Below are 20,907 nucleotides of genomic sequence, written 5' to 3'. Positions count from 1 at the left end.
CATGCTGAAGAATCTGCACGAAAACAAGATCATGCGCGAAGCTCCGGAACATTACCGCATGGAAGGCGGCGGAGAGCAGATGTTTGACACGGAAAGCGCGCAGATTGCGAAAAGCTACGCAGAGCGCTGGAAAAATACGGATGCCGGCCGCGCCTGGGAAAAGCAGCAGGCGGCCTGTGCGTCCCGTCTGAAGAAGGAAAAAGAAGAGAGCTGCACTTCTTCCGGAGCTTCCGGAAAATCCGCGGACGATCTCGAGGACAAAGCCGAGCGGCGTATTTCTGACCTCGATCCGGAGCATCTTTTTCCGGTGGGAATTGAATACACCCCGCCGGCAAGGGGAACCTGGACGATCGCCCATACGCCGATGCTGGTTCCGGGACTTCATGAAGTATACGTCTGTCCGGACGGCTGCCTGCGCGGCGTCGTGATGTCTGCAGAGGAATTCAGAGGTCTGGACCGTTTCCACGTCATTGAAGTCCGCGAGCCGGATTTATATAACGGAACTCTGGAAACAAAAATCATCGACGGTGTGACATCGGTCATTCAGCAGATCAGGCGGGAAAAGGGAAAATTTCCGTCTGCTGTCATGGTGACTACAAGCTGCATTCACGACCTGATGGGACTGGACCGGAACATGGTCTACAGAGAGCTTGCGGAACGCTTCCCGACGATTGACATCGTTCAGGGCTGGATGAACTGCACCATGAGGATGTCAACCCTGCATTACGAGCAGGTACAGTGGCGGCAGAATTACGCGGCCCTTCATCCGCGCGAAAAAGATCCGAAGTCGGTAAACATCATCGGCAGCAGTTTCCCGCTGGACAGGGATTCAGAAATCGTGCAGATGCTTGAAAAATCAGGCTTTACCGTCCGGGATCTGACCCTCTGCCGCAGCTATGAGGAATATCAGAAAATGGCCTCCAGCTCCTTAAACATCTGGAACTGGGTCATGGGCATGGAAGCCTGCCGCGACCTTCAGGAGCGCCTCGGGCAGAAGCAGCTGCACATGCCTTATCCCTGGACATATAGCGAAATCCGGCGTCAGCTGACAGAGCTTCATGAAGTGACCGGCGCAGAACTCCCGGATTTCCATGCTTTTGAGAAGAAGGCGGAAGAAAAACTTCAGGCAGCGCATGAGCTGATCGGGAATACGGAAATTCAGCTCGACGGCGTCGCAGTCATGCTGCCCTTCCAGCTTGCGGAGCTTCTGCTCCAGCACGGCTTCAATGTCGGAAAGGTTTATGCCGATGCTGTCATGCCGGAGGATCAGGACGCCTTCCGCCGTCTGGCGGAGTCCCATCCGGATCTTCCCGTCAGCGCCATGGTCAATTTCCGTCTGCGGACGAGAAAGCGTGATGGCGAGGCGGATGCAGAAGCCGGAGGCCGCCGTATTCTGGCGATCGGGCAGAGAAGCGCGTATTTCTCTGGCACATCGTATTTTGTCGATCTCATTCAGAACAACGGCTGGTACGGCTGGACCGGAATCTGCCGCCTGGCGGACGCCATGACTGACGCCTTCCAGAAGGCGAAGGACGCTCCGGAAATGATTCAGATTAAGGCAAGGGGGTGCACCGCATAATGGCAGGACAAAAAACAACCGTGCAAGGGGAATTCTCAACTCCGGACGCCCGCGATATCCGTGTGCATACGGTCAATTACGCGGCCGATGTGTCCGGTGTCTGCTCGGCGCTGTATGAACTCGGCGGGCTGATCGTCATGCACGATGCATCCGGCTGCAATTCTACCTTTGCGACCCATGATGAGCCGCGCTGGTACGACATCGACAGCATGATCTACATTTCCGGACTGACGGAATACGACGCGGTGCTCGGCGGCGACGAAAAATACATCGATGATGTTCTGGAAATCGCAGAGGAACGCCATCCGAAGTTTATCTGTGTGTTCGGCTCACCGGTGGCGCTGGTCATGGGAACGGACTTCCGCGGCATCGCTCATATCATCGAAAAGCGGACCGGAATTCCGACCTTTTCCTTTGAAACCAGCGGAATGTATACTTATCTGCAGGGGGAGCGGCAGGCCTTTGCTGCGATTGCTGACCGTTTCTGCACAAAGGAGAAGGCGGAGGAGTATGCTTCGCCGGAGTCTGCGGAGACGGGTGCAGCGGATGGACAGCCGGGCCGCCGCCTGAAAATCAACATTCTCGGCGTTACGCCGCTTGACTTTTCTGTTACAGGAAATGATGAAGCGCTCCGCGCCTTTGCAGACCGTCACGATATGGAGCTGGTATCTTTCTGGGCAATGGGAGACAGTCTGGAACGGCTTTCCAGAGCCGGCGCTGCGGACGTCAATCTGGTAGTTTCTTCTGTCGGCATTGATGCTGCCGAAGTGCTGAAAGAAAAATTCGATCAGCCTTATGTCATTGGTCTACCGATAAGCGCTGAAGAAGATGAGACTCTGGCAAAACAGCTTTATGCAGCAGCGGAAGACGGGAAAAACCGTGTTCTCTGGGAAGACGACGGCGCAGCTGCGGAGATTTTCCGCGCCGATCTGCCGGATGAGCAGGAAATTTCTGATGCCGAAAAGAGCCTTGCTTCTGAAGAGGACAGCATCGTGATTCTTGGTGAAACCGTGCAGGCGGCGTCGATTCGCAGGCTGCTGGAGCATGCAGCTGCCGGCGGACGGGAAAGAGAGAATCAGGGGAAGGCTGCGCAGAGCCAGGTTCATGTCATCTGTCCGCTGGAAGACAGCTTCGGACTGCTCAGAAATACCGACATCATGACCGATGACGAAGCCGCCGTGACCCGCCTGGCCAATGCGGCGCGCTGGTTTATTGCGGACCCGGTCTGGGGAAACATCCTGAAAAAAGACTCCCGCACAGAGTTTATTCCGCTCCCGTCGGAAGCTTGTTCCGGAAGAATCTTCCGCGCCGACATTCCTGTGTTCGCAGACCCTGCATGGGGAGACAGTCTGAAAAAGAGCCTGAACCCGCAGAATGACTGCTAAGAAGTATACAGGGATGTGCTGGCGGATTCCGGAATACCGGTAAACGAGATGCCCGGCCGGACAGGTAATGAAGAAACTCCTCTTTTGTGTTCCGCAATTGCCGAAAATTCGTTTTTAGATAACAGAAATCACGAAAGTGCGATTGTATACAAAAAGTAATATGTCCTAAGTACCTGTAAGAAGAGGCCGCGTGGTTCCGCGGCCTCTTCCAATATTATCGTATTATGGAGTATTGATTTTTAATCTGCTGCCTGCAGCATCTATTTTACTGTAACTTTTGTCTTATCGCGGTATCCGTTGACTCCCAGTACGTAGACTGTTGTGGTGCCGGCTTTCTTTCCAGTAATCTTGCCGGTATTGTAATTCACGGAGGCGATGGAGCTGTTTGCAGAGAGGTAGCGGAGTTTCGCGCAGTGCGTGCTGTCAAGCAGGCTCTTTCTGCTGTTGTATTTTGTAACCGCCGCTCTCAATACGGTGCTCTTGCCTTTCTTCAGGGTGATGCTGTGTTTTGCTGCTTTGACGGATTTTACGTTGGTGGAGCGGTAACTCGTGTTTCCAGCTACGGAGTGAACGGTTACGCTGTTTCTCACGATGACTTTCTTTCCGTTCTTGATCTTGTATGCGGCAACGTAGTATTTGTAGTTGTGGCCGCGCTTCAGGTTCTTTCTGACATAGACGCGTGCGCGCGACGCCTTGTAATTGGCGACTTTCTTGAACGGATGAAGTTTCTTTCCTTCATCGCAGTGGTTGCGGTAGATGAAGTATCCGTCAACGTTGGTCAGTTTGGTCCAGGTCAGGGTCTGCGTCGTGCCGGATGCCTTGACTTTAGGAAGAAGGATTCCGGTGACTTTCCTGGACGGCTTTGGCTTGTTCGGTTTATCCGGCTCATTTACCTTTTCCCATTTTGCGTAGAGTGTGAAGCTCTTCGTAACTGGTGTGTTGAAATCATATGTGTTTGCAGTTTCCGCTTCCGTGTACCAGCCCTGGAACGTATAGCCGTCTTTGATCGGATCGTCCGGTTTTACAGCCTTTCCGCCGGATGGAACGGTCTGGGACGGAACTTCCGATCCGCCGCCGGTGCTGAAGCTGACTGTGTGTTCTTCTATCGGAGTAGGTGTCGGTGTAATGATTACCGGCGGATCGACCGCCTTCCTGTTAATGAGGAAACTGCCGTTATAGATCTGGAATTGAAGGAATCCCTGGGTGTTTTCACCGACTACGCGGTAAACATAGAGTCCGCTTTCCGGTATATCCTGATCAATGATCATCGTCAGTTGCTCAGATGGCTCTGTAAACGTCATTCTTCCAGTGACTTTGTAGGTTCCCGGCTCTTCGCCCTTTTCTCTGCTGAATTTGATGTTGTAGGCGCTGAAATCGACCGGAGCGTCATTCACAACCATCATTTTATACGTGAGCTGCGGATCAGTTTCCCCTTCATCTTTTCCAAGGCTGTCCGGGGCGATTTTAATGCAGGCCATAATGTTGTGACGGACATCTTTTACACTTATATATTTTCCGCGGCCTTCAATCCTCTCCCAGATAAATCCCGGCTGATTCATTCCTCTGGCTGAATCTTTCCATTCCAGCGAAGGATCGTCTGGATTAACTGCGCGCTTGTCTGTGAACGCATACGTTCTGACGTAGTCTTCGCCTTCTTTCAGGCTCTCATCTACCTGAGTCTTCGGACTTTCTTCATTGTCCGACCAGGTTTCTGATCCGTCGTACCACTTCGACTGCGGACCTCCAGTAGTGTAATTCCAGATAGGAACTGACTCTTCTTTATCTGCTTTATCCTGGCTTTCTGTTGTTTCTGCCGGCGGTTCTGTGGATCCGGCATCAACGGCAAAGACAGTGCTCTGGAAGCCGAAGGCAAGGATCAATGCTGCCGTGAGCAGGATGATCAGGGCCTTTCTTGTGGCATTTAAATGCCGATGTTCTCTTTTTCTCATGATGTTCACGTCCTTTCAATTTTCTTGTGATCGTGGCTGGAAATTTTGCAGCTGCAGGATTATGAGTTGTTATTTCTACAAGTCATTCTCTATATTTAAAATAACATTCTAACTATTTTGAGATCAAGCGGCTGGGACGAATGTGCATGGAATGGGGATGAATGTTGAGAAAAATGAGACCAATGCGATAATATGGGTCAAGCGCGAAACCTCACGGGACATCGGCCGGTAAATCGGGTATAATAATGGAGACGCGGTGAAATATAACACGGTCAGAAGGGGACAGGAGGTGAATGCAGTGAGAATTGCGGTTGTAGATGATGATCAGAACGAACGTCATCGTATTTCAACAGAAGTAAAAGATTACCTGAGCCGGCATCATCTCAAGATCGAGTGTAAGGCGTATTCCAGCGGGACGGAGTTTCTGGAATCTTCTGAACTACATGATTTGTTTCTTGTCTTTATGGATATTTTCATGGATGATATGGACGGAATAGAAACTGTACGCAGGCTCCGGAAATCCTCCGGAGATACGCTTGTAGTATTTTTGACAAATAGTACGGAGCATTGGAAAGACGCGTTTTCTTTCCATGCATTTGATTACTTGCTGAAACCCGTAGACCCGGAGGCGATGGCGCGGACACTGGATGATGCCTTCGGCGCGCTGAAAGCGGATGAACGGAGTATTGTGTTTTACGCATCGGATAAACGTCATGTATCAGTTCCGTGCCGGGAGATTCTCTGGGTCACTTCAGATTCGAACTATCTGAATCTGAAGACAGATAAAGAGCAGTTCCGGCTGAGAATGACGTTCTCACATATCTGTGATGAGCTGACGGGAGATGCTGCATTTGCAGTCATTAACCGCGGCATACTGGTTAATCTGAGTCATGTGATGCGGATAGAAAACGCAGAATGTGTTATGGATGACGGAACGATCCTGCCGATAGCGCAGCGAAAGCAGACCGCTGTCCGTCAGCGTTTTGTAGACTGGAAATTTGATCAGAAGCTGAAAAGGATGAGGAGGTCGCGATGGTGATCCGCTGGATGATTCTGTTTACGTTCTATTCCGTAATGATTCCGTGTGCCTGGGTGATGCTGATTCCTTTTCGGGATGTGACGCGATTGTCTTATGAAAAAACGCGGACAATTATGCTTACTGCCCTTGCAGGCATATCGGTCCTTTTTACATATATCGAATATACAAGGTCGTTTAATACCCTTGTTACAATAGGAATATTTTTGCTGGTGATTCCTTCTTTTCTTCTTTTGCGCGCAGATTTTCGAAAAATCCTGTATCAGTATCTCGTGATTGCGGCCGTGGTTACGCTGAGCGGAATGATGTACCGGCAGATCGGAATGTATTTTCAGACTGTTGAAAGCCTGGCTGCGGCGGCTGTTGTCCGATGGCTGTTTATCCTCTTGCTTTTGTTTTTTGTCGTACGGATGAAAGAACAGCTGGTCTGGCTGTTTCATGATTTCAATGAAGGCAAGTTCTGGAACACAGCATGGGCTGCGCCGGTCACAATCACTGTTCTCGGGTACCTGATTTTCTATTTCGACCGCACCAGGATACAGGGGAAGGCAGGCATATTTCTGATGAGCGTGCTGACCATCGGCATCTTATGCATCAGTTTTTGTCTGAATGAGATCGCGCTGCTGCAGGTGGCGAAGCTGATGAATGAGAATCGGGAGATGGAAAAGGTGAAGTGGATGCAGGATGTGCAGGTAAAGGATTATGTGCAGCTGCGCGCCTATATGGATCAGACGTCCAAGGAGCGGCATGATTTCAGGCATATTGTCGGGACGCTCCAGGTCATGCTGGAGGAAGGGCGCTTTCAGGAGGCGGAGGAATTCTGCAGTGCGTATTTCAGAAAGGATCGCGTGAGAAGTTCGCGTGTGAATTTTTGCGAGAACTCTGCCGTGAATGCCCTGCTAAGGTACTATTCAACGGTCGCAGAGAGCGCGGGTGTAAACTTGAAGGTTTCTTCTGTGGTGCCAAAGGATCTGGGAATCGCCGCCGAGGATCTGTGTGTGCTGATCGGAAATCTGCTGGATAATGCCGTGCAGGCGGCGGCAGCGGTTCCGGAGGATCTGCGGGTGGTTGACCTCGATCTGGAGAAAGAGGAAAGAGGCGCGTTTTACCTTTCCATGGTCAATCCGTATGCCGGAGAGCGGACGAAAATCAACGGACAGTACCGGTCACAGAAAAAGAATGGCGGAATCGGCCTGAAATCGGTGATGCAGATTACGGAGAAGTATCACGGACAGACGCGGTTCCGGGACGCAGACGGCGTGTTTTACACGAGTGTGATGCTGGAAGAGGTGGAGTAGAAGGAAGCGGCAAAACGTACCATGTCAAGGAAAAAGACTGCCGTGTGGTGGGACCTGCCATACGGCAGTCTTTTGTGTTTGGAAGGACAAGCCGGTTCCCCAGTAAAAGATAAGGGGACGAGATCCTTGATAAACATAGTAAAACGGTAAGCATATAGATGCGGAAAACAGGAAGTCTGTCCAGCCGATCTCAAAAAACAGGCAGCTGTGCGTGGATATCCATGAGATATTTGGTATTCACGGCGGCAGCTGCCTGTTTTTTCTTTTTTCATCAATCAACCATTAATAATAATCAACCGAATAACCAACCGCTGATTAACAATGGTCTGTTCAATGGCTATTTATTCATCGCCTCTTCAACCGCAACGGCGCATGCAACAGTGCATCCAACCATCGGGTTGTTTCCCATTCCGATGTAGCCCATCATTTCTACATGGGCAGGAACGGAGGAGGATCCGGCGAACTGTGCGTCGGAGTGCATTCTTCCCATGGTATCCGTCATGCCGTAGGATGCCGGACCTGCAGCCATATTGTCCGGGTGCAGGGTGCGGCCTGTGCCGCCGCCGGATGCAACGGAGAAGTATTTCTTTCCCTGTTCGATGCATTCCTTCTTATAAGTTCCGGCAACCGGGTGCTGGAATCTGGTCGGGTTGGTGGAGTTTCCGGTGATGGAAACGTCGACGTGCTCGTGGTGCATGATGGCTACGCCTTCACGGACGTCGTCAGCTCCGTAGCAGCGTACCTGTGCGCGCTCACCCTTGGAATACGGGATTTCCTGAACGATGTTCAGTTCTCCTGTCTTGTAGTTGAATTTTGTCTGGACGTAGGTGAAGCCGTTGATTCTGGAAATGATCTGTGCGGCGTCTTTTCCGAGTCCGTTCAGGATAACGCGGAGCGGCTCCTTACGTGCCTTGTTGGCATTGTTGACGATGCCGATGGCGCCTTCTGCTGCCGCGAAACTCTCATGGCCGGCCAGGAAGGCGAAACATTTGGTCTCGTCTCTTAAGAGCATAGCACCCAGGTTTCCGTGGCCGAGGCCGACCTTTCTGTCGTCTGCAACACTTCCCGGGATGCAGAAACTCTGCAGGCCGATGCCGATGGCTTCGGCCGCGTCAGCAGCGGTCTTTACGTTCTTTTTGATTGCGATTGCGCATCCTGCAACGTATGCCCATCCTGCATCCTCGAAACAGATCGGCTGTACGTTCTTGGCAATCTGGTATGGATCGACACCCGCGTCCTTACAGACCTTTTCTGCCTCTTCCAGTGACGCGATGCCGTATTCCTTCAATACGCCGTTGATTTTATCGATGCGGCGCTCATAGCTTTCAAATAATGCCATGTGTTACTCCTTTCTCGGGTCGATGTACTTCGCCGCTTCGTCAAATCTTCCGTATGTGCCTTTGGCCTTTTCTACGGCTTCGTTGGCGTCCATTCCGTCCTTGATGTAGTCCATCATTTTTCCGAGGTTGATGAACTCATAGCCGATGATCAGGTCGTTCTCATCGACAGCAAGGCGGTTGACATATCCTTCTGTCATTTCCAGATAGCGGGATCCCTTGGCCTTGGTGCCGTACATAGTTCCCACCTGGCTGCGTAAATTTTTGCCGAGGTCCTCAAGACCTGCGCCGACAGGAAGTCCGCCCTCTGAGAATGCGGTCTGGGATCTTCCGTAGACGATCTGCAGGAAGAGCTGACGCATGGCTACGTTGATGGCATCGCATACGAGATCGGTGTTCAGCGCCTCCAGGAGCGTCTTTCCCGGGAGAATTTCCGATGCCATGGCTGCGGAGTGAGTCATGCCGCTGCAGCCGATGGTTTCCACCAGAGCCTCTTCAATAATGCCGTTCTTCACATTCAGAGTGAGCTTGCATCCGCCCTGCTGAGGCGCGCACCAGCCGACACCGTGAGTCAGTCCGCTGATGTCTTTGATTTCCTTAGCCTGCACCCATTCTCCCTCTTCCGGGATCGGAGCAGGACCGTGATATGCGCCCTTCGCGATCGGACACATATTTTCTACTTCCGTTGAGTAAATCATGTATTCACATCCTTTGCTGATTGGTGATAACATACCTGAAACTATTCTACCGCGGCCTGCGCACTACTGCAAGGCATCCGGGCATTCATCTTTTCTTGAAATTCATGAGAATTGCGTATGGATGGAGTATAATATCTGCGGGACAAAAAACAAACGCGCAAGGAGGAAAATGTTTTATGGATAAATATACAGGTAAAATTGCAGATTCTGTGTTCATTGCAGAAGGCGCTCAGCTTTCCGGAACAGACATCAATATCGGAAAAAACTCTAATATCTGGTACAATGCGGTTCTGCGCTCCAGTCATTCTTCCATTGATATCGGAGAAAATACGAACATCCAGGACAACTGTGTGCTTCATGCAGAAGAGGGAAAACCGATTCATATTGGAAAAGGCGTAACCGTCGGCCACAGCGCCATTGTCCACGCCTGCACGGTGGGAGACAATACCTTGATTGGCATGGGCGCTGTCGTGATGACAGGCTGCAGGGTCGGAAACAACTGCCTGATCGGCGCCGGCGCTCTGGTGACGCAGGGCACTGTCATTCCGGACGGCATGATGGCCTTCGGAAGCCCGGCCAAAGTCCGCCGTCCTCTGACGGAAGAAGAAATTCAGGGAAACCGCGAAAGTGCGGAAGAGTACGTGCAGGAAGCTGCAAAGCATCTGAAATAGAAAAGCGGAAAGGCCGCAGATTCATTGAAAATCAGGGGCTAGAGAAGGATTAAAGCATGAGCCGGAAGCAGCATAGCGAAAGCTGCAGCGGGAGAGCCGGACTCTGCAGAGGCAGGATTTTTCCTTGCCGGGTGAATTTTGTCCGGGGAGGGAAAATTGTTGTGATCCCACAGATAAAGGTGACAAATCACTGGGTTTGCGGTAAAATATCAAAGATAATGTATAACTTGAAACAAGGAGCATGTGTCAATGGGAGAGAAAATCATTCTGACGGGCGACCGTCCGACCGGTAAGCTGCACATCGGTCATTATGTCGGATCGCTCCGCAATCGTGTCGAACTTCAGAATTCTGGAGAGTACGATAAAATCTATATCATGATCGCGGATTCACAGGCACTGACGGATAACTTCGACAATCCGGCCAAAATCCACGATAATCTGCTTCAGGTCGCGCTGGATGACCTGGCTGCGGGACTGGATCCGAAGAAAATGACGCTGTTCATTCAGTCTGAAGTTCCGGAACTGACGGAGATGACCTTCTACTTCATGAACCTCGTTACACTTTCCCGTCTGGAGAGAAACCCGACGGTAAAGAATGAGATTCAGCTGAGGGGATTCAACAACAGCATTCCGGTCGGATTCCTGAACTATCCGGTCAGCCAGACCTCTGATATCGTTGCCTTCAAGGCGACCACGGTACCGGTCGGCGAGGACCAGGAGCCGATGCTGGAGCAGGCCAGAGAAATCGTCCGCCGCTTCAACATGATTTACGGAGAGACGCTGGTGGAGCCGGAAATTCTTCTTTCCAAGAATAAGGCAAGCATGCGCCTTCCGGGAACTGACGGAAAGAATAAGATGAGCAAGTCCATCGGAAACTGCATCTATCTGGCTGACGATCCGGACACCATCAGAGAAAAGGTTATGTCCATGTATACAGACCCGGATCATCTTCGCGTCGAGGACCCGGGAAAGATCGAAGGAAACACGGTATTTACTTATCTTGACGCATTCTGCAAGCCGGAGTATTTCCAGGAGTTCCTTCCGGACTACCAGAACCTGGATGAGCTGAAGGCGCACTATCAGCGCGGCGGTCTGGGCGATGTTAAGGTAAAGCGCTTCCTGAACGATGTCATGCAGGAGACCCTGCGTCCGATCAGAGAGAGAAGAGAAGACCTCGCGAAGAATCTGGACTACGTCTTCCAGGTCCTGAAGGAAGGCACGGAAACTGCCCGTCAGGTCGCAGCACAGACTATGGACGAGATGAAGACCGCAATGAAGATCAACTATTTCAAGGACGCGGATTTCCTGGACGACTTCAGAGAAAAGAACCATCTGAAGTAATGACGGTTCAGAGGCATATCGTATATTAGAAAGCAGGAGGCAGAGAATAATGAAGGAATTTAAGCCGGTAAAAGCAGGAAAAGTCAGAGAGATCTACGATAACGGAGACAGCCTGATCATGGTTGCAACAGACCGTATTTCCGCATTCGACCACATCTTAAAGAACAAGATCGTTGGAAAGGGAAAGATTCTGACCCAGATGTCCAAGTTCTGGTTCGATTTCACCAAGGATATCGTACCGAATGATTTGATTTCCATTGACGTAAAGGATATGCCGGAATTCTTCCAGACAGAGGAATTCGAGGGACGCAGCACCATGTGCAAAAAGCTGGAAATGCTGCCGATCGAGTGCATCGTAAGAGGATACATCACAGGTTCCGGATGGGCAAGCTACCAGAAGACCGGAAAAGTCTGCGGAATCGAGCTTCCAGAGGGTCTGCAGGAGTCCCAGCAGCTGCCTGAGCCGCTGTTCACCCCGAGCACCAAGGCTGAGCTCGGCGACCACGATGAGAACATCTCCTACGAGCAGTGCGTAGAAGTCCTGGAAAAACAGTATCCGGGCAAGGGCCAGCAGTACGCTGAGGCCATCCGCGACAACACCATCGCCCTGTATAAGAAGTGCGCAGAGTACGCAAGAGAGCACGGCATCATCATCGCTGACACCAAGTTCGAGTTCGGACTGGATGAGAACGGACAAGTTGTCATCGGCGATGAAATGCTGACACCGGACAGCTCCCGCTTCTGGCCGCTGGAGGGCTACGAGGCAGGAAAGTCCCAGCCGTCCTACGACAAGCAGTTCGTAAGAGACTGGCTGAAGGCGAACCCGGACAGTGACTACAACCTTCCGCAGGATGTCATCGACAAGACCATCGCCAAGTATGAAGAGGCATTTGAGAAGCTGACCGGACACAAGGTTCAGTAGTTTTCCGGCAAAAGCTGACCTGGCAAGAGAGACATGGATCTGCAGCCAGCATCCGGCCAGAACGACGGGGCAGGAACATAAGGCCTGGCAGTCGTCGTCCGGCCAGAATCGGCCCGGCAGTCATCATCCGGTTCAGAATCCGGCCTGTAAAATGCCTGACATTCAGCGCCGGTCGGGTTGGAATCCAAATCAATACGAACATGAACAGAACAGCCGTACAAAGCTCAGACGGGCAGCGTGCGGCTGTTTTACTGTCTATTCGTCAGACGACAACAAGCTTCCCGGGCTCCCGCCCGACGCTTCAGCAGGGTGCAGAACAAAATGTATTTTTCTGATTGCAGTCGGGAAAATCGCTTCAAAGAGCTTTTCCTGACCAATTTCGGTTGTTTTACACGAAAATGCAGGGAATATTGGATGAATAAGTATACTGTATGCATAAATCAGCTTGTATCCTGGATCGTTTCCTATTACATGCTTTTCAATTTAAACCACTACAAGGACTTGACCAGCAATGCGCGTGATAAAATCTTTGTAAAATACGAATTACTCCTATAACCTACCGAAAAACTTGCTTTAAATCCCAGAGTATGATATATTAATCAATATATATACAGGAATCAATCCGTAAAACGGATGAAATAACAGAAAGAATCAGATGTAAGCAGAATTATCGACAGGAAGGCGGTAAATGATATGGCAATGAAGATTTCAACCAAAGGGCGCTATGCGCTGCGAGTTCTGATCGATCTGGCTGAGCATGATTCTGGAGAATACACTCCGCTCAGAGAAATTGCATCACGCCAGGGAATCAGTGAAAAATATCTGGAAAGCATCATTGTGGTGTTTTCTAAGGCGGGCATCGTATCCGGACATCGCGGGAAAGGCGGCGGTTACAAGCTGGCAAAGGATCCGGACAGCATTACGGTAGGCGATGTTCTCCGTGAAGTAGAAGGTGACCTCGCTCCGGTGGCCTGTCTGGAAGCAGGCGGACAGCCGTGTGAACGTGCGGCCGAATGCAAGACCTTGCCGATGTGGGAGAAGTTTTTCAACATGACCAATGAGTATTTTGACGGCATCACCGTCGGCGATCTGGCAAACCGGGGCGATGAGGGTGATTTCTATATGATCTGATGAAATAGAGTGAAGATCACGAGGCACTGTGCGGAGAGGCGTTTCCGTGCAGTGTTTTTTGTCTGTCAGAAATTAAAAGTCATAAGAAATGTATAAAAAATGTTTTTTTGCTGTATTGATGTATTTTATTTTGTGCGGTGGTATAATATGGATATTAAAAGAATAGCCTTAAGACTCGCAGAATAAAATCTCGAGTTGACGGATCACAGCATCGATGGAATGCGGATCGGGGATATCTGAAAGAAAGGGTGAGAATAATGCGTAACCATGATCAGAGAAATTACCGGATCAGTATTGCTTTGCAGATTATCGGGATCGTTGTTCTAGTTGTCTGCTGCGCGTATCTGGTTGCAGGACTGATAATGTATAACAGTTCACTGTTCAGCGCACCGATGTGGACGGCAAGAATTACAGGCGGACAAGCAGGAATCGCTATTGGTATTGCTGCTGCCGCAGTAATCTTGGTGATAGCCGCTCACCGTAACGCGAAACAGCTTTCAGAAGACAGAGATGCAGACGGAGACCGGAGTCAGGCTGCCGGCTAAAGGCAGACTGGCCGCAGGACCGGCTGCAGAGGATGAGTTTTAAGGGAAATAAGAGGCTGCTGCACGAACGATCATAATCGTCCGAGGCAACAGCCTCTTTTTGTGATGGTGCAGACAAAGGGTAACTGAGACACTGCTCAGCGAAAAAAACTCCAGAAAAAGATATAAACCCTATTGACATACTGGTTTTATGGGGATATAATGCAATCAACATACAGGAAAGATGTGTTTTAGATCGATTCTGGTGTGTATCAATATTTCAGATAACTAATTAAGAGATTAATTTTTAGGGTTTAAACAACAAATTTTTATGGAGGACAATTAAATGGCTAAGATTTACACATCTGCGGATCAGCTTATCGGACATACACCATTGCTCGAGCTCAGCCACCTGGAAAAGAAGTACGGACTGAAGGCAAAGGTCGTTGCAAAGCTTGAGTACTTCAATCCTGCTGGATCTGTAAAGGACAGAATTGCAAAGTCAATGCTGGACGATGCAGAGGCTAAGGGTGAACTGAAGCCAGATACAGAGATCATTGAGCCGACATCCGGAAACACAGGAATCGGACTCGCAGCAGTTGCAGCAGCAAGAGGATACAGCATCACCATCGTAATGCCTGAGACCATGAGTGTTGAGAGAAGAAAGCTCATGAAGGCATATGGCGCAAAGCTGGTTCTGACAGATGGTGCTCAGGGAATGAAGGGCGCAATCGCTAAGGCAGACGAGCTGCATAAGGAGAACCCGAACAGCTTCATCCCGGGACAGTTCGTTAACCCAGCAAACCCGAAGGCACACAAGGAAACAACAGGTCCGGAGATCTGGGAAGACACAGACGGAAAAGTTGATTACTTTGTAGCTGGTGTCGGCACAGGCGGAACTCTGACTGGTGTCGGCGAGTATCTGAAGTCCCAGAACCCGGACGTAAAGATTATTGCTGTTGAGCCAGCTTCTTCCCCGGTACTTTCCGAGGGACACGGCGGACCGCATAAGATTCAGGGAATCGGAGCTGGATTTGTTCCAGAAGTTCTGGATACCAAGGTTTACGATGAGGTCATTCCGGTAGAGAATGATGACGCATTTAAGGTTGGCCAGGAAATCGGTCACAACGATGGCGTTCTGGTTGGAATTTCCTCCGGAGCTGCAGTCTGGGCAGCAATCGAGCTGGCAAAGAGACCGGAGAACGAGGGCAAGACAATCGTAGCACTTCTGCCGGATACAGGAGACAGATATCTGTCCACACCGCTGTTCGCTGAGTAATCCTGCAAACATGGATTTAAAAATGTCCGCAGACATATACATATAATGAAGATGATGTTCTGCAGCATCTGCGCCTGAGCCACTTTCCATTCCTCTGCGCAGACTGCGGCAGAATTACAGACATCTGCCATTTCCGCCTCTGGAAAATCGTTATGATTTTCCGGGGCGGTTTTTTACTGCTCACGGGAAATAGAAAAACGGGATAAGTATACTGTATGCACAAAACAGCTTATATCCGGCTCGTGTTCGATTACATGCTTTTCAATTCACACTACTACAGGGACTTGACCCTGATGGACGCTGCAACGGTGTTTTCGGCAGAGCAATGGATTTATCGTCGGGACCGTGGATTTGCCGCCGGAGCAGATCCGGCCCCTTGCCAGCTGACTTTTGTCTGAGACACACAGAAGGAATAAGAATTTTATGTTGTTCACATTTCAGGACAAAAGAAAAACGGCAAGGAGGAAAGAAAATGTGGCTGTATGGATTGACGAAAATTTCAGAAGAATTTACAATAAAAGAGTTAGAGCAAAAGAAAATAGAGCACTCTGCGAATTAGGTATAGTGTATACACGCACAAATATAGTGTATAATATGCTGTGAAAAGTAATAAATTCTGTCCGTCTGAGGGGACGGATTACAGAATATTTACAAGACCGCATCGTTTCCGCGATGTCGGCACGGAGAGGATGCGCAGGAGCAGAGAGGCCGTTCTTTTGCGGAAACGGAAAATAGATGAAGAAGTAATTCTAAAAATGAGGAGGGCAAATCAATGCTGGAAAATCTTGAGCCAAAATCGGTATTTCATTTCTTCGAGGAAATTACGAAGATTCCGAGACCGTCGAACCATGAAAAGGCAATCAGTGATTATCTGATCAAGTTCGCTGAGGACCGTGGTCTGGAGCATTACCAGGATAAGTCAAACAATGTCATTATCATCAAGGAGGCGACTCCGGGATATGAGAATGCGGCACCGGTTATTCTGCAGGGCCACATGGACATGGTCTGCGAGAAGGTCCAGGGCTCAACGAAAGATATGGAAAAAGAAGGAATCGATCTTGTGGTCGACGGCGACTGGATCAGCGGCGACGGCACAACACTCGGCGGAGATGACGGAGCAGCAGTTGCCATGGCGCTGGCTATTCTCGATTCTAAAGAACTGAAGCACCCGAGAGTTGAGTTCCTCTGCACAACCGGCGAGGAAATCGGCATGGTCGGCGCTAACGCCTTGAAAGATGAAGATTTGTCCATGCTGAAGGGACGTCTGATGATCAACCTCGACTCTGAGGATGAGGGCGTATGCACGGCAGGATGCGCCGGTGCGGGAAGTCTGCTTGCGGATCTGCCGCTGGAAAGAGGCGGCTGCACCATGGAGCGGCGCCTCATCCACGTTCACGGACTGGAGGGCGGACATTCCGGACAGGAAATCAATAAGGGCAGAGCCAACGGAAATCTGCTGGTTGTCAGAACGCTGATCGCACTGGCTAATGCAGGATGCACCCGTCTGATTGCCATGAACGGCGGAAAGATGGACAATACCATCAATAAGGAATCCTGCGCAGCCGTTGCTCTGGGTGATGTTGATCAGGCAAAAGAAATCATTGCAAGGGTAGAAAAAGAAGCGAGAAACGAGTTCGTTCTGGCTGATCCGGACATTCACATTGACCTGGAGGAGATTCCGGCAGACGCAGAATATGCAGACTGGGATCCAGTTACAAAAGAGTGCACCCAGCAGGCGATCACACTGATGGCGAGCCTGCCGAACGGTGTTCTGCGCATGAGCGATGCAATTCCGGGACTGGTTGAAACTTCCCTGAATCTTGGAATCGTTTCCACGACAAAGGATAATCTCCACCTGGATACATTCGTAAGAAGCAATGTCGACAGCCAGCTGCACGACGTGCTGAACCGTCTGATCTGGGTCTGCGAGCACATCGGCGCCAAGGCAAGAGTTGAAGGTGAGTATCCTGCATGGGAGCTGGTTCTCCATTCCGCATTCAGAGACAAGATGCAGGAAATCTGGAAGGACATGTTCGGTAAAGAAATGGAAGTTGTTTCCATCCACGCTGGTGTAGAGTGCGGACTTCTCGCAACCCTGCTGCCGGGACTGGATGCTGTATCCATCGGACCGGACCTGCCGGGCGTTCACTCCACAAAGGAGAAGCTGTCTATCAAGTCGACACAGCACATTTACGAGTTCGTCTGCAGAGTGCTGGAAGAGGCGAAATAGGCTGGATGATCTGGACGGGTGACTGACTGTCCTGAGCAGCTCAGCTGCTTTCCGTGGTTAAAGTGGAAGAGTGAAGGAAGACTGGACAAGGAAAAAGCAGCTTTCTTTTAACCAAAAAATACAGAAAATATGAGGCCTCCGGCCTGGGCAGGCAATTCAACCCAGGCCGGAGGCTGCTTTTATCAGGTGATAGAAGGATATTCGTTTCTGCGGCAGTCCGGCTCTTTGCTTTTATTTCAGCAGCGGAATGCAGGGACAGGCAGGAGGGTGTGTTGGTCAAAAAATGAGGGAGTGTGTATACTGCATACTAAAAAACGCTGCGAAATGCTGATGATTCTGTGCAGACGGTAAGATGTGAAATTAATTCCCTGACTGTTGGCGGTGATTTTTTGCTTATTCTGGGATGGCCGGGCAGATTACGGAATTTTGTGATGAACGTGTGATGGAATTTCGTCTGGTTCGTCGAATTTCGTTTTTTTTGAGAAAGCGCAGAACCGAATATCTATGCAGCAAGTGCTGTTCTGCCGGTTCTTGGCAGAATGTAAGATGAAATGTTTAAATTATGAGTCACTTTATCTATGTAGAAAAGTAATCGTGTATTCTGCGTACAATAATCCCTTTGACCGGCTGCGAATTATTATGAATTGAGATCGGATGCCTTTGAATATCCACGTATTGCATCCTTGGGCGTCTGACTTTGTCAGACAACTTGATGTAAATAAAAGCATGGTTCTGCACAAAGTTAAATAATCGTGATTTAAACGACCTAAAAAAATATGATCTCAAATACAAAGAATAAACATAATAAAAACCGAGTAATCACGCATGATTGTATAGAATATAATACTATTCCGGGCGGCGAAAGGGAGCGGTTTACATTATTTCATGCTAAAATTGGAATATTGGCATGAATATACAGTATACAAAAGCTGTGGAGCGTCATTAAGCCTGTGATTGCTGTATATTACATACACGCGTGCCTGCTATGACCGCTTTTATCCTGTCCATCGATCTCTTCTCCGCATCCCTTCTTTAGAATCATATAAATGTGGTATACTTTTACTATTGAGTTTACATGCTGAAGCTGAATCCGGGCTGAGAGGTCTGAAACTGGAAAGGCTGCGGGGGAAATTCCGCAGAGAAAAATACAGAAGCGGGGAGTGGGAATGATTTATCTGGATAATGGAGCGACGACGAGAATGCGGGACGGGGTCCTGGAGGAGATGCTCCCGTATCTGAAAGACGAATATGAGAATCCGTTTGGCATGAGTGCGCTGAACCGGAGCTGCGGCGCAGCAGTGGAGAAGGCGCGGCGGCGGATTGCGGCGCTGATTCACGCGGATTATAAAGAAATCTTTTTTACCTCAGGCGGAACGGAATCGGATAACTGGGTGATCAAGCAGTTTCTGGATCCGGAGCAGGTTCAGGCACAGAGCGAGACAGAAGGGCAGTTTTCCGGGCATCTCATTGTGTCGGCGGTTGAACATCATGCGGTGCTGAAACCGGCTGAATTCCTTGCAAAACTGGGTTTTGACGTGACGGTAGTTCCGGTGGATAAGAATGGAAGGGTGGATCCTGAAGAAATCCGGAAATCCATCAGGAAAGACACGCGCCTGGTGTCAGTGATGCTTGCGAACAATGAAATCGGAACGATTGAGCCGGTGCGGGAAATCGCAGACATCGCTCACGAGGCCGGTGCGCTGATGCATACAGACGCGGTGCAGGCGGTGGGTCACATTCCGGTCGACGTGAAAGAACTGCACATTGATTTCTTGTCGGCCAGCGGCCATAAGTTCGGCGGGCCTAAGGGAACGGGATTTCTCTTTATTCGGAAGGGGCTGCTGCCGGAGCCTCTGATGCACGGCGGCGCACAGGAGCGGGGACTCCGGGCAGGCACGCATAATGTTCCGGCTGTTTCCGGCATGGGAAAGGCGGCGGAGCTGGCCGCACAGAATATGGCTGATGAACGGCGTTATGAGCAGGAGCTGCGGGATTATATGACAAAAAGAATCCTCCAGGAAATTCCCGGCTCGACCTTAAACGGGGATCCGGTAAACCGGCTGCCGGGAAACTGCAACGTCACCCTTCCGGGTGTGAACAATGAGATGGCCCTGGTCCGCCTGGATCAGGAAGGCATCTGCGCAGCGGCGGGTTCGGCCTGCTCCGCAGGTGCCTCGGAACCGTCCCATGTGCTGAAAGCCATTGGAAGAACAGATGAAGAAGCAGGATGCAGCTTCCGCTTTACACTGAATTACAGAAATACGAAAGACGAAATCGATAAGACCTGCGATGTGTTGAAAAAGATCGCAGAGGAATGCAGAAAGGAACAGAGATAATGAGCAAGGCACTTGTGGCGATGAGCGGCGGAGTGGACAGCAGTGTAGCGGCATATCTGACAAAAAAGGCAGGATACGAGACGATTGGTGTGACCATGAAACTGTATGAAAATGAGACAGCGGGAATCTGCAGCGACAAGACTTGCTGCAGTCTGTCGGATATTGAAGATGCCAGAAATGTCGCTTATGATCTGGGAATCCCGTATTACGTATTTAACTTTACCGGGAATTTTGAGGAGAATGTCATCGATCGCTTTATCCGCGCCTATGAAGAGGGGAAGACGCCGAATCCCTGCATCGACTGCAACCGCTATCTGAAGTTTGAGAAACTGATGGAGCGGGGAAGGGAACTCGGGCAGGATTACGTCGTCACCGGACATTACGCGATCGTGGAGAAGGATCCGGCAAGCGGCAGATATCTTCTGAAGAAGTCGGTGGACCGGCATAAGGACCAGAGTTACGTTCTTTATTCCCTGACCCAGGAGCAGCTGGCTCATGTGATGTTCCCTTTAGGCGGAATGTGCAAAGAGCAGACGCGCAAGATCGCAGAAGAGCAGGGCTTCGTCAACGCCAGAAAGCATGAGAGCCAGGACATCTGTTTTGTGCCGGACGGAGACTACGCGGCGTTTATCCGCAGATTTACCGGGAAAGACTACCCAGATGGGGATTTTGTGGATCAGGAAGGAAACGTCCTCGGGACACACAAGGGAATCATCAAGTATACCATCGGACAGAGAAAGGGCCTGGGTCTGGCGCTTCCGCACCCGATGTACGTCTGCCGCAAGGATATGGAGAAAAATCAGGTGATTCTGGGAGAAAACCGGGATCTGTTCCACTCGTCTTTTGAGATTGAAAATATCAACTGGATTTCCACAGAGCCGCCGAAGGGAGAAATTCAGGTGGAGGCAAAGGTGCGCTACTCCCAGAAGGCGTCTCCGGCGGTCGTTCACCCTTTGTCGGAAAACCGGGCGAGAGTGGAGTTCCGGGAGCCGCAGCGCGCCATTACGCCGGGCCAGGCCTGTGTTATGTATGATGGCGAGTACGTGGTCGGCGGCGGCACAATTGTAAATGTTTTCAATACGGAGAACGATACATTATAGGAATGATATATTTCTGCAAATTCTTGCCATTTTAGCGTTTTTGATGTCGAATTATGATATAATATCTGCAATTGGAATATCTATGCCTCTG

Annotated in this window: 16 protein-coding genes; 13 read left to right on the top strand and 3 right to left on the bottom strand. The window is 50.3% G+C overall.

Annotated features, from left to right (window positions below):
• Nucleotide 1: 1 nt before the first annotated feature.
• A complete protein-coding gene (locus ACI77B_RS01120) occupies nucleotides 2-1,579 on the top strand; it encodes a nitrogenase component 1 (RefSeq protein ID WP_409336989.1) in 1,578 nt (525 codons plus the stop codon).
• The gene (locus ACI77B_RS01115) at nucleotides 1,579-2,964 is read left to right on the top strand and encodes a nitrogenase component 1 (protein ID WP_409336988.1); all 1,386 of its coding nucleotides are present in this window, start codon (nucleotides 1,579-1,581) and stop codon (nucleotides 2,962-2,964) included. Before ACI77B_RS01120 ends, ACI77B_RS01115 begins: the two co-directional genes overlap by 1 nt.
• Nucleotides 2,965-3,224: 260 nt before the next feature.
• Here the strand turns inward: ACI77B_RS01115 and ACI77B_RS01110 are convergent, their stop codons facing one another.
• A complete protein-coding gene (locus ACI77B_RS01110; protein ID WP_409336987.1) occupies nucleotides 3,225-4,913 on the bottom strand; it encodes an InlB B-repeat-containing protein in 1,689 nt (562 codons plus the stop codon).
• Nucleotides 4,914-5,211: 298 nt separating this feature from the next.
• On the opposite strand from ACI77B_RS01110, the gene ACI77B_RS01105 reads away from it, so the two are divergent.
• Both ACI77B_RS01105 and ACI77B_RS01100 read left to right on the top strand, forming a co-directional pair.
• Entirely contained in the window at nucleotides 5,212-5,952 is a 741-nt protein-coding gene (locus ACI77B_RS01105) for a LytR/AlgR family response regulator transcription factor (RefSeq protein WP_409336986.1), read from the top strand.
• A 320-nt stretch (nucleotides 5,953-6,272) separates the two neighbouring features.
• Nucleotides 6,273-7,247: a sensor histidine kinase gene (locus ACI77B_RS01100; RefSeq protein ID WP_409336985.1), complete on the top strand. Its 975-nt coding sequence runs from the start codon at nucleotides 6,273-6,275 to the stop codon at nucleotides 7,245-7,247.
• A 337-nt stretch (nucleotides 7,248-7,584) separates the two neighbouring features.
• Here ACI77B_RS01100 and ACI77B_RS01095 read toward each other — a convergent pair whose 3' ends face one another.
• Together ACI77B_RS01095 and ACI77B_RS01090 are read right to left on the bottom strand one after the other, a co-directional pair.
• Complete coding sequence (locus tag ACI77B_RS01095) at nucleotides 7,585-8,586, bottom strand: GGGtGRT protein (protein WP_409336984.1); 1,002 nt, start codon at nucleotides 8,584-8,586, stop codon at nucleotides 7,585-7,587.
• 3 nt (nucleotides 8,587-8,589) lie between these two features.
• Nucleotides 8,590-9,282 carry an iron-sulfur cluster assembly scaffold protein gene (locus ACI77B_RS01090; protein ID WP_409336983.1) on the bottom strand — a complete coding sequence of 231 codons (693 nt, stop codon included), beginning with the start codon at nucleotides 9,280-9,282 and terminating at the stop codon, nucleotides 8,590-8,592.
• A gap of 176 nt (nucleotides 9,283-9,458) precedes the next feature.
• On the opposite strand from ACI77B_RS01090, the gene ACI77B_RS01085 reads away from it, so the two are divergent.
• The 9 genes from ACI77B_RS01085 to mnmA all read left to right on the top strand — a co-directional run bounded on the left by ACI77B_RS01085 (nucleotide 9,459) and on the right by mnmA (nucleotide 20,816).
• Nucleotides 9,459-9,953: a gamma carbonic anhydrase family protein gene (locus ACI77B_RS01085; protein ID WP_409336982.1), complete on the top strand. Its 495-nt coding sequence runs from the start codon at nucleotides 9,459-9,461 to the stop codon at nucleotides 9,951-9,953.
• A gap of 249 nt (nucleotides 9,954-10,202) precedes the next feature.
• Nucleotides 10,203-11,294 carry a tryptophan--tRNA ligase gene (gene trpS, locus ACI77B_RS01080; RefSeq protein ID WP_409336981.1) on the top strand — a complete coding sequence of 364 codons (1,092 nt, stop codon included), beginning with the start codon at nucleotides 10,203-10,205 and terminating at the stop codon, nucleotides 11,292-11,294.
• Nucleotides 11,295-11,343: 49 nt separating this feature from the next.
• Nucleotides 11,344-12,216 carry a phosphoribosylaminoimidazolesuccinocarboxamide synthase gene (locus tag ACI77B_RS01075; RefSeq protein ID WP_409336980.1) on the top strand — a complete coding sequence of 291 codons (873 nt, stop codon included), beginning with the start codon at nucleotides 11,344-11,346 and terminating at the stop codon, nucleotides 12,214-12,216.
• Between the two features lie 699 nt (nucleotides 12,217-12,915).
• Nucleotides 12,916-13,347 carry an RrF2 family transcriptional regulator gene (locus ACI77B_RS01070; protein WP_409337678.1) on the top strand — a complete coding sequence of 144 codons (432 nt, stop codon included), beginning with the start codon at nucleotides 12,916-12,918 and terminating at the stop codon, nucleotides 13,345-13,347.
• Between the two features lie 257 nt (nucleotides 13,348-13,604).
• A complete protein-coding gene (locus ACI77B_RS01065) occupies nucleotides 13,605-13,892 on the top strand; it encodes a hypothetical protein (protein WP_409336979.1) in 288 nt (95 codons plus the stop codon).
• A gap of 325 nt (nucleotides 13,893-14,217) precedes the next feature.
• A complete protein-coding gene (gene cysK, locus ACI77B_RS01060) occupies nucleotides 14,218-15,150 on the top strand; it encodes a cysteine synthase A (protein ID WP_409336978.1) in 933 nt (310 codons plus the stop codon).
• A gap of 772 nt (nucleotides 15,151-15,922) precedes the next feature.
• Entirely contained in the window at nucleotides 15,923-17,380 is a 1,458-nt protein-coding gene (locus ACI77B_RS01055; protein ID WP_409336977.1) for an aminoacyl-histidine dipeptidase, read from the top strand.
• Nucleotides 17,381-18,546: 1,166 nt separating this feature from the next.
• Entirely contained in the window at nucleotides 18,547-19,716 is a 1,170-nt protein-coding gene (locus ACI77B_RS01050; RefSeq protein ID WP_409336976.1) for a cysteine desulfurase family protein, read from the top strand.
• Entirely contained in the window at nucleotides 19,716-20,816 is a 1,101-nt protein-coding gene (mnmA, locus tag ACI77B_RS01045) for a tRNA 2-thiouridine(34) synthase MnmA (RefSeq protein WP_409336975.1), read from the top strand. Before ACI77B_RS01050 ends, mnmA begins: the two co-directional genes overlap by 1 nt.
• The last annotated feature ends 91 nt before the right edge of the window (nucleotides 20,817-20,907 follow it).

Source organism: Eubacterium sp. F2 (assembly GCF_046244355.1).
Taxonomy (GTDB): domain Bacteria; phylum Bacillota; class Clostridia; order Peptostreptococcales; family Anaerovoracaceae; genus Aminicella.
This window is presented reverse-complemented; position numbering and strand designations above follow the sequence as displayed.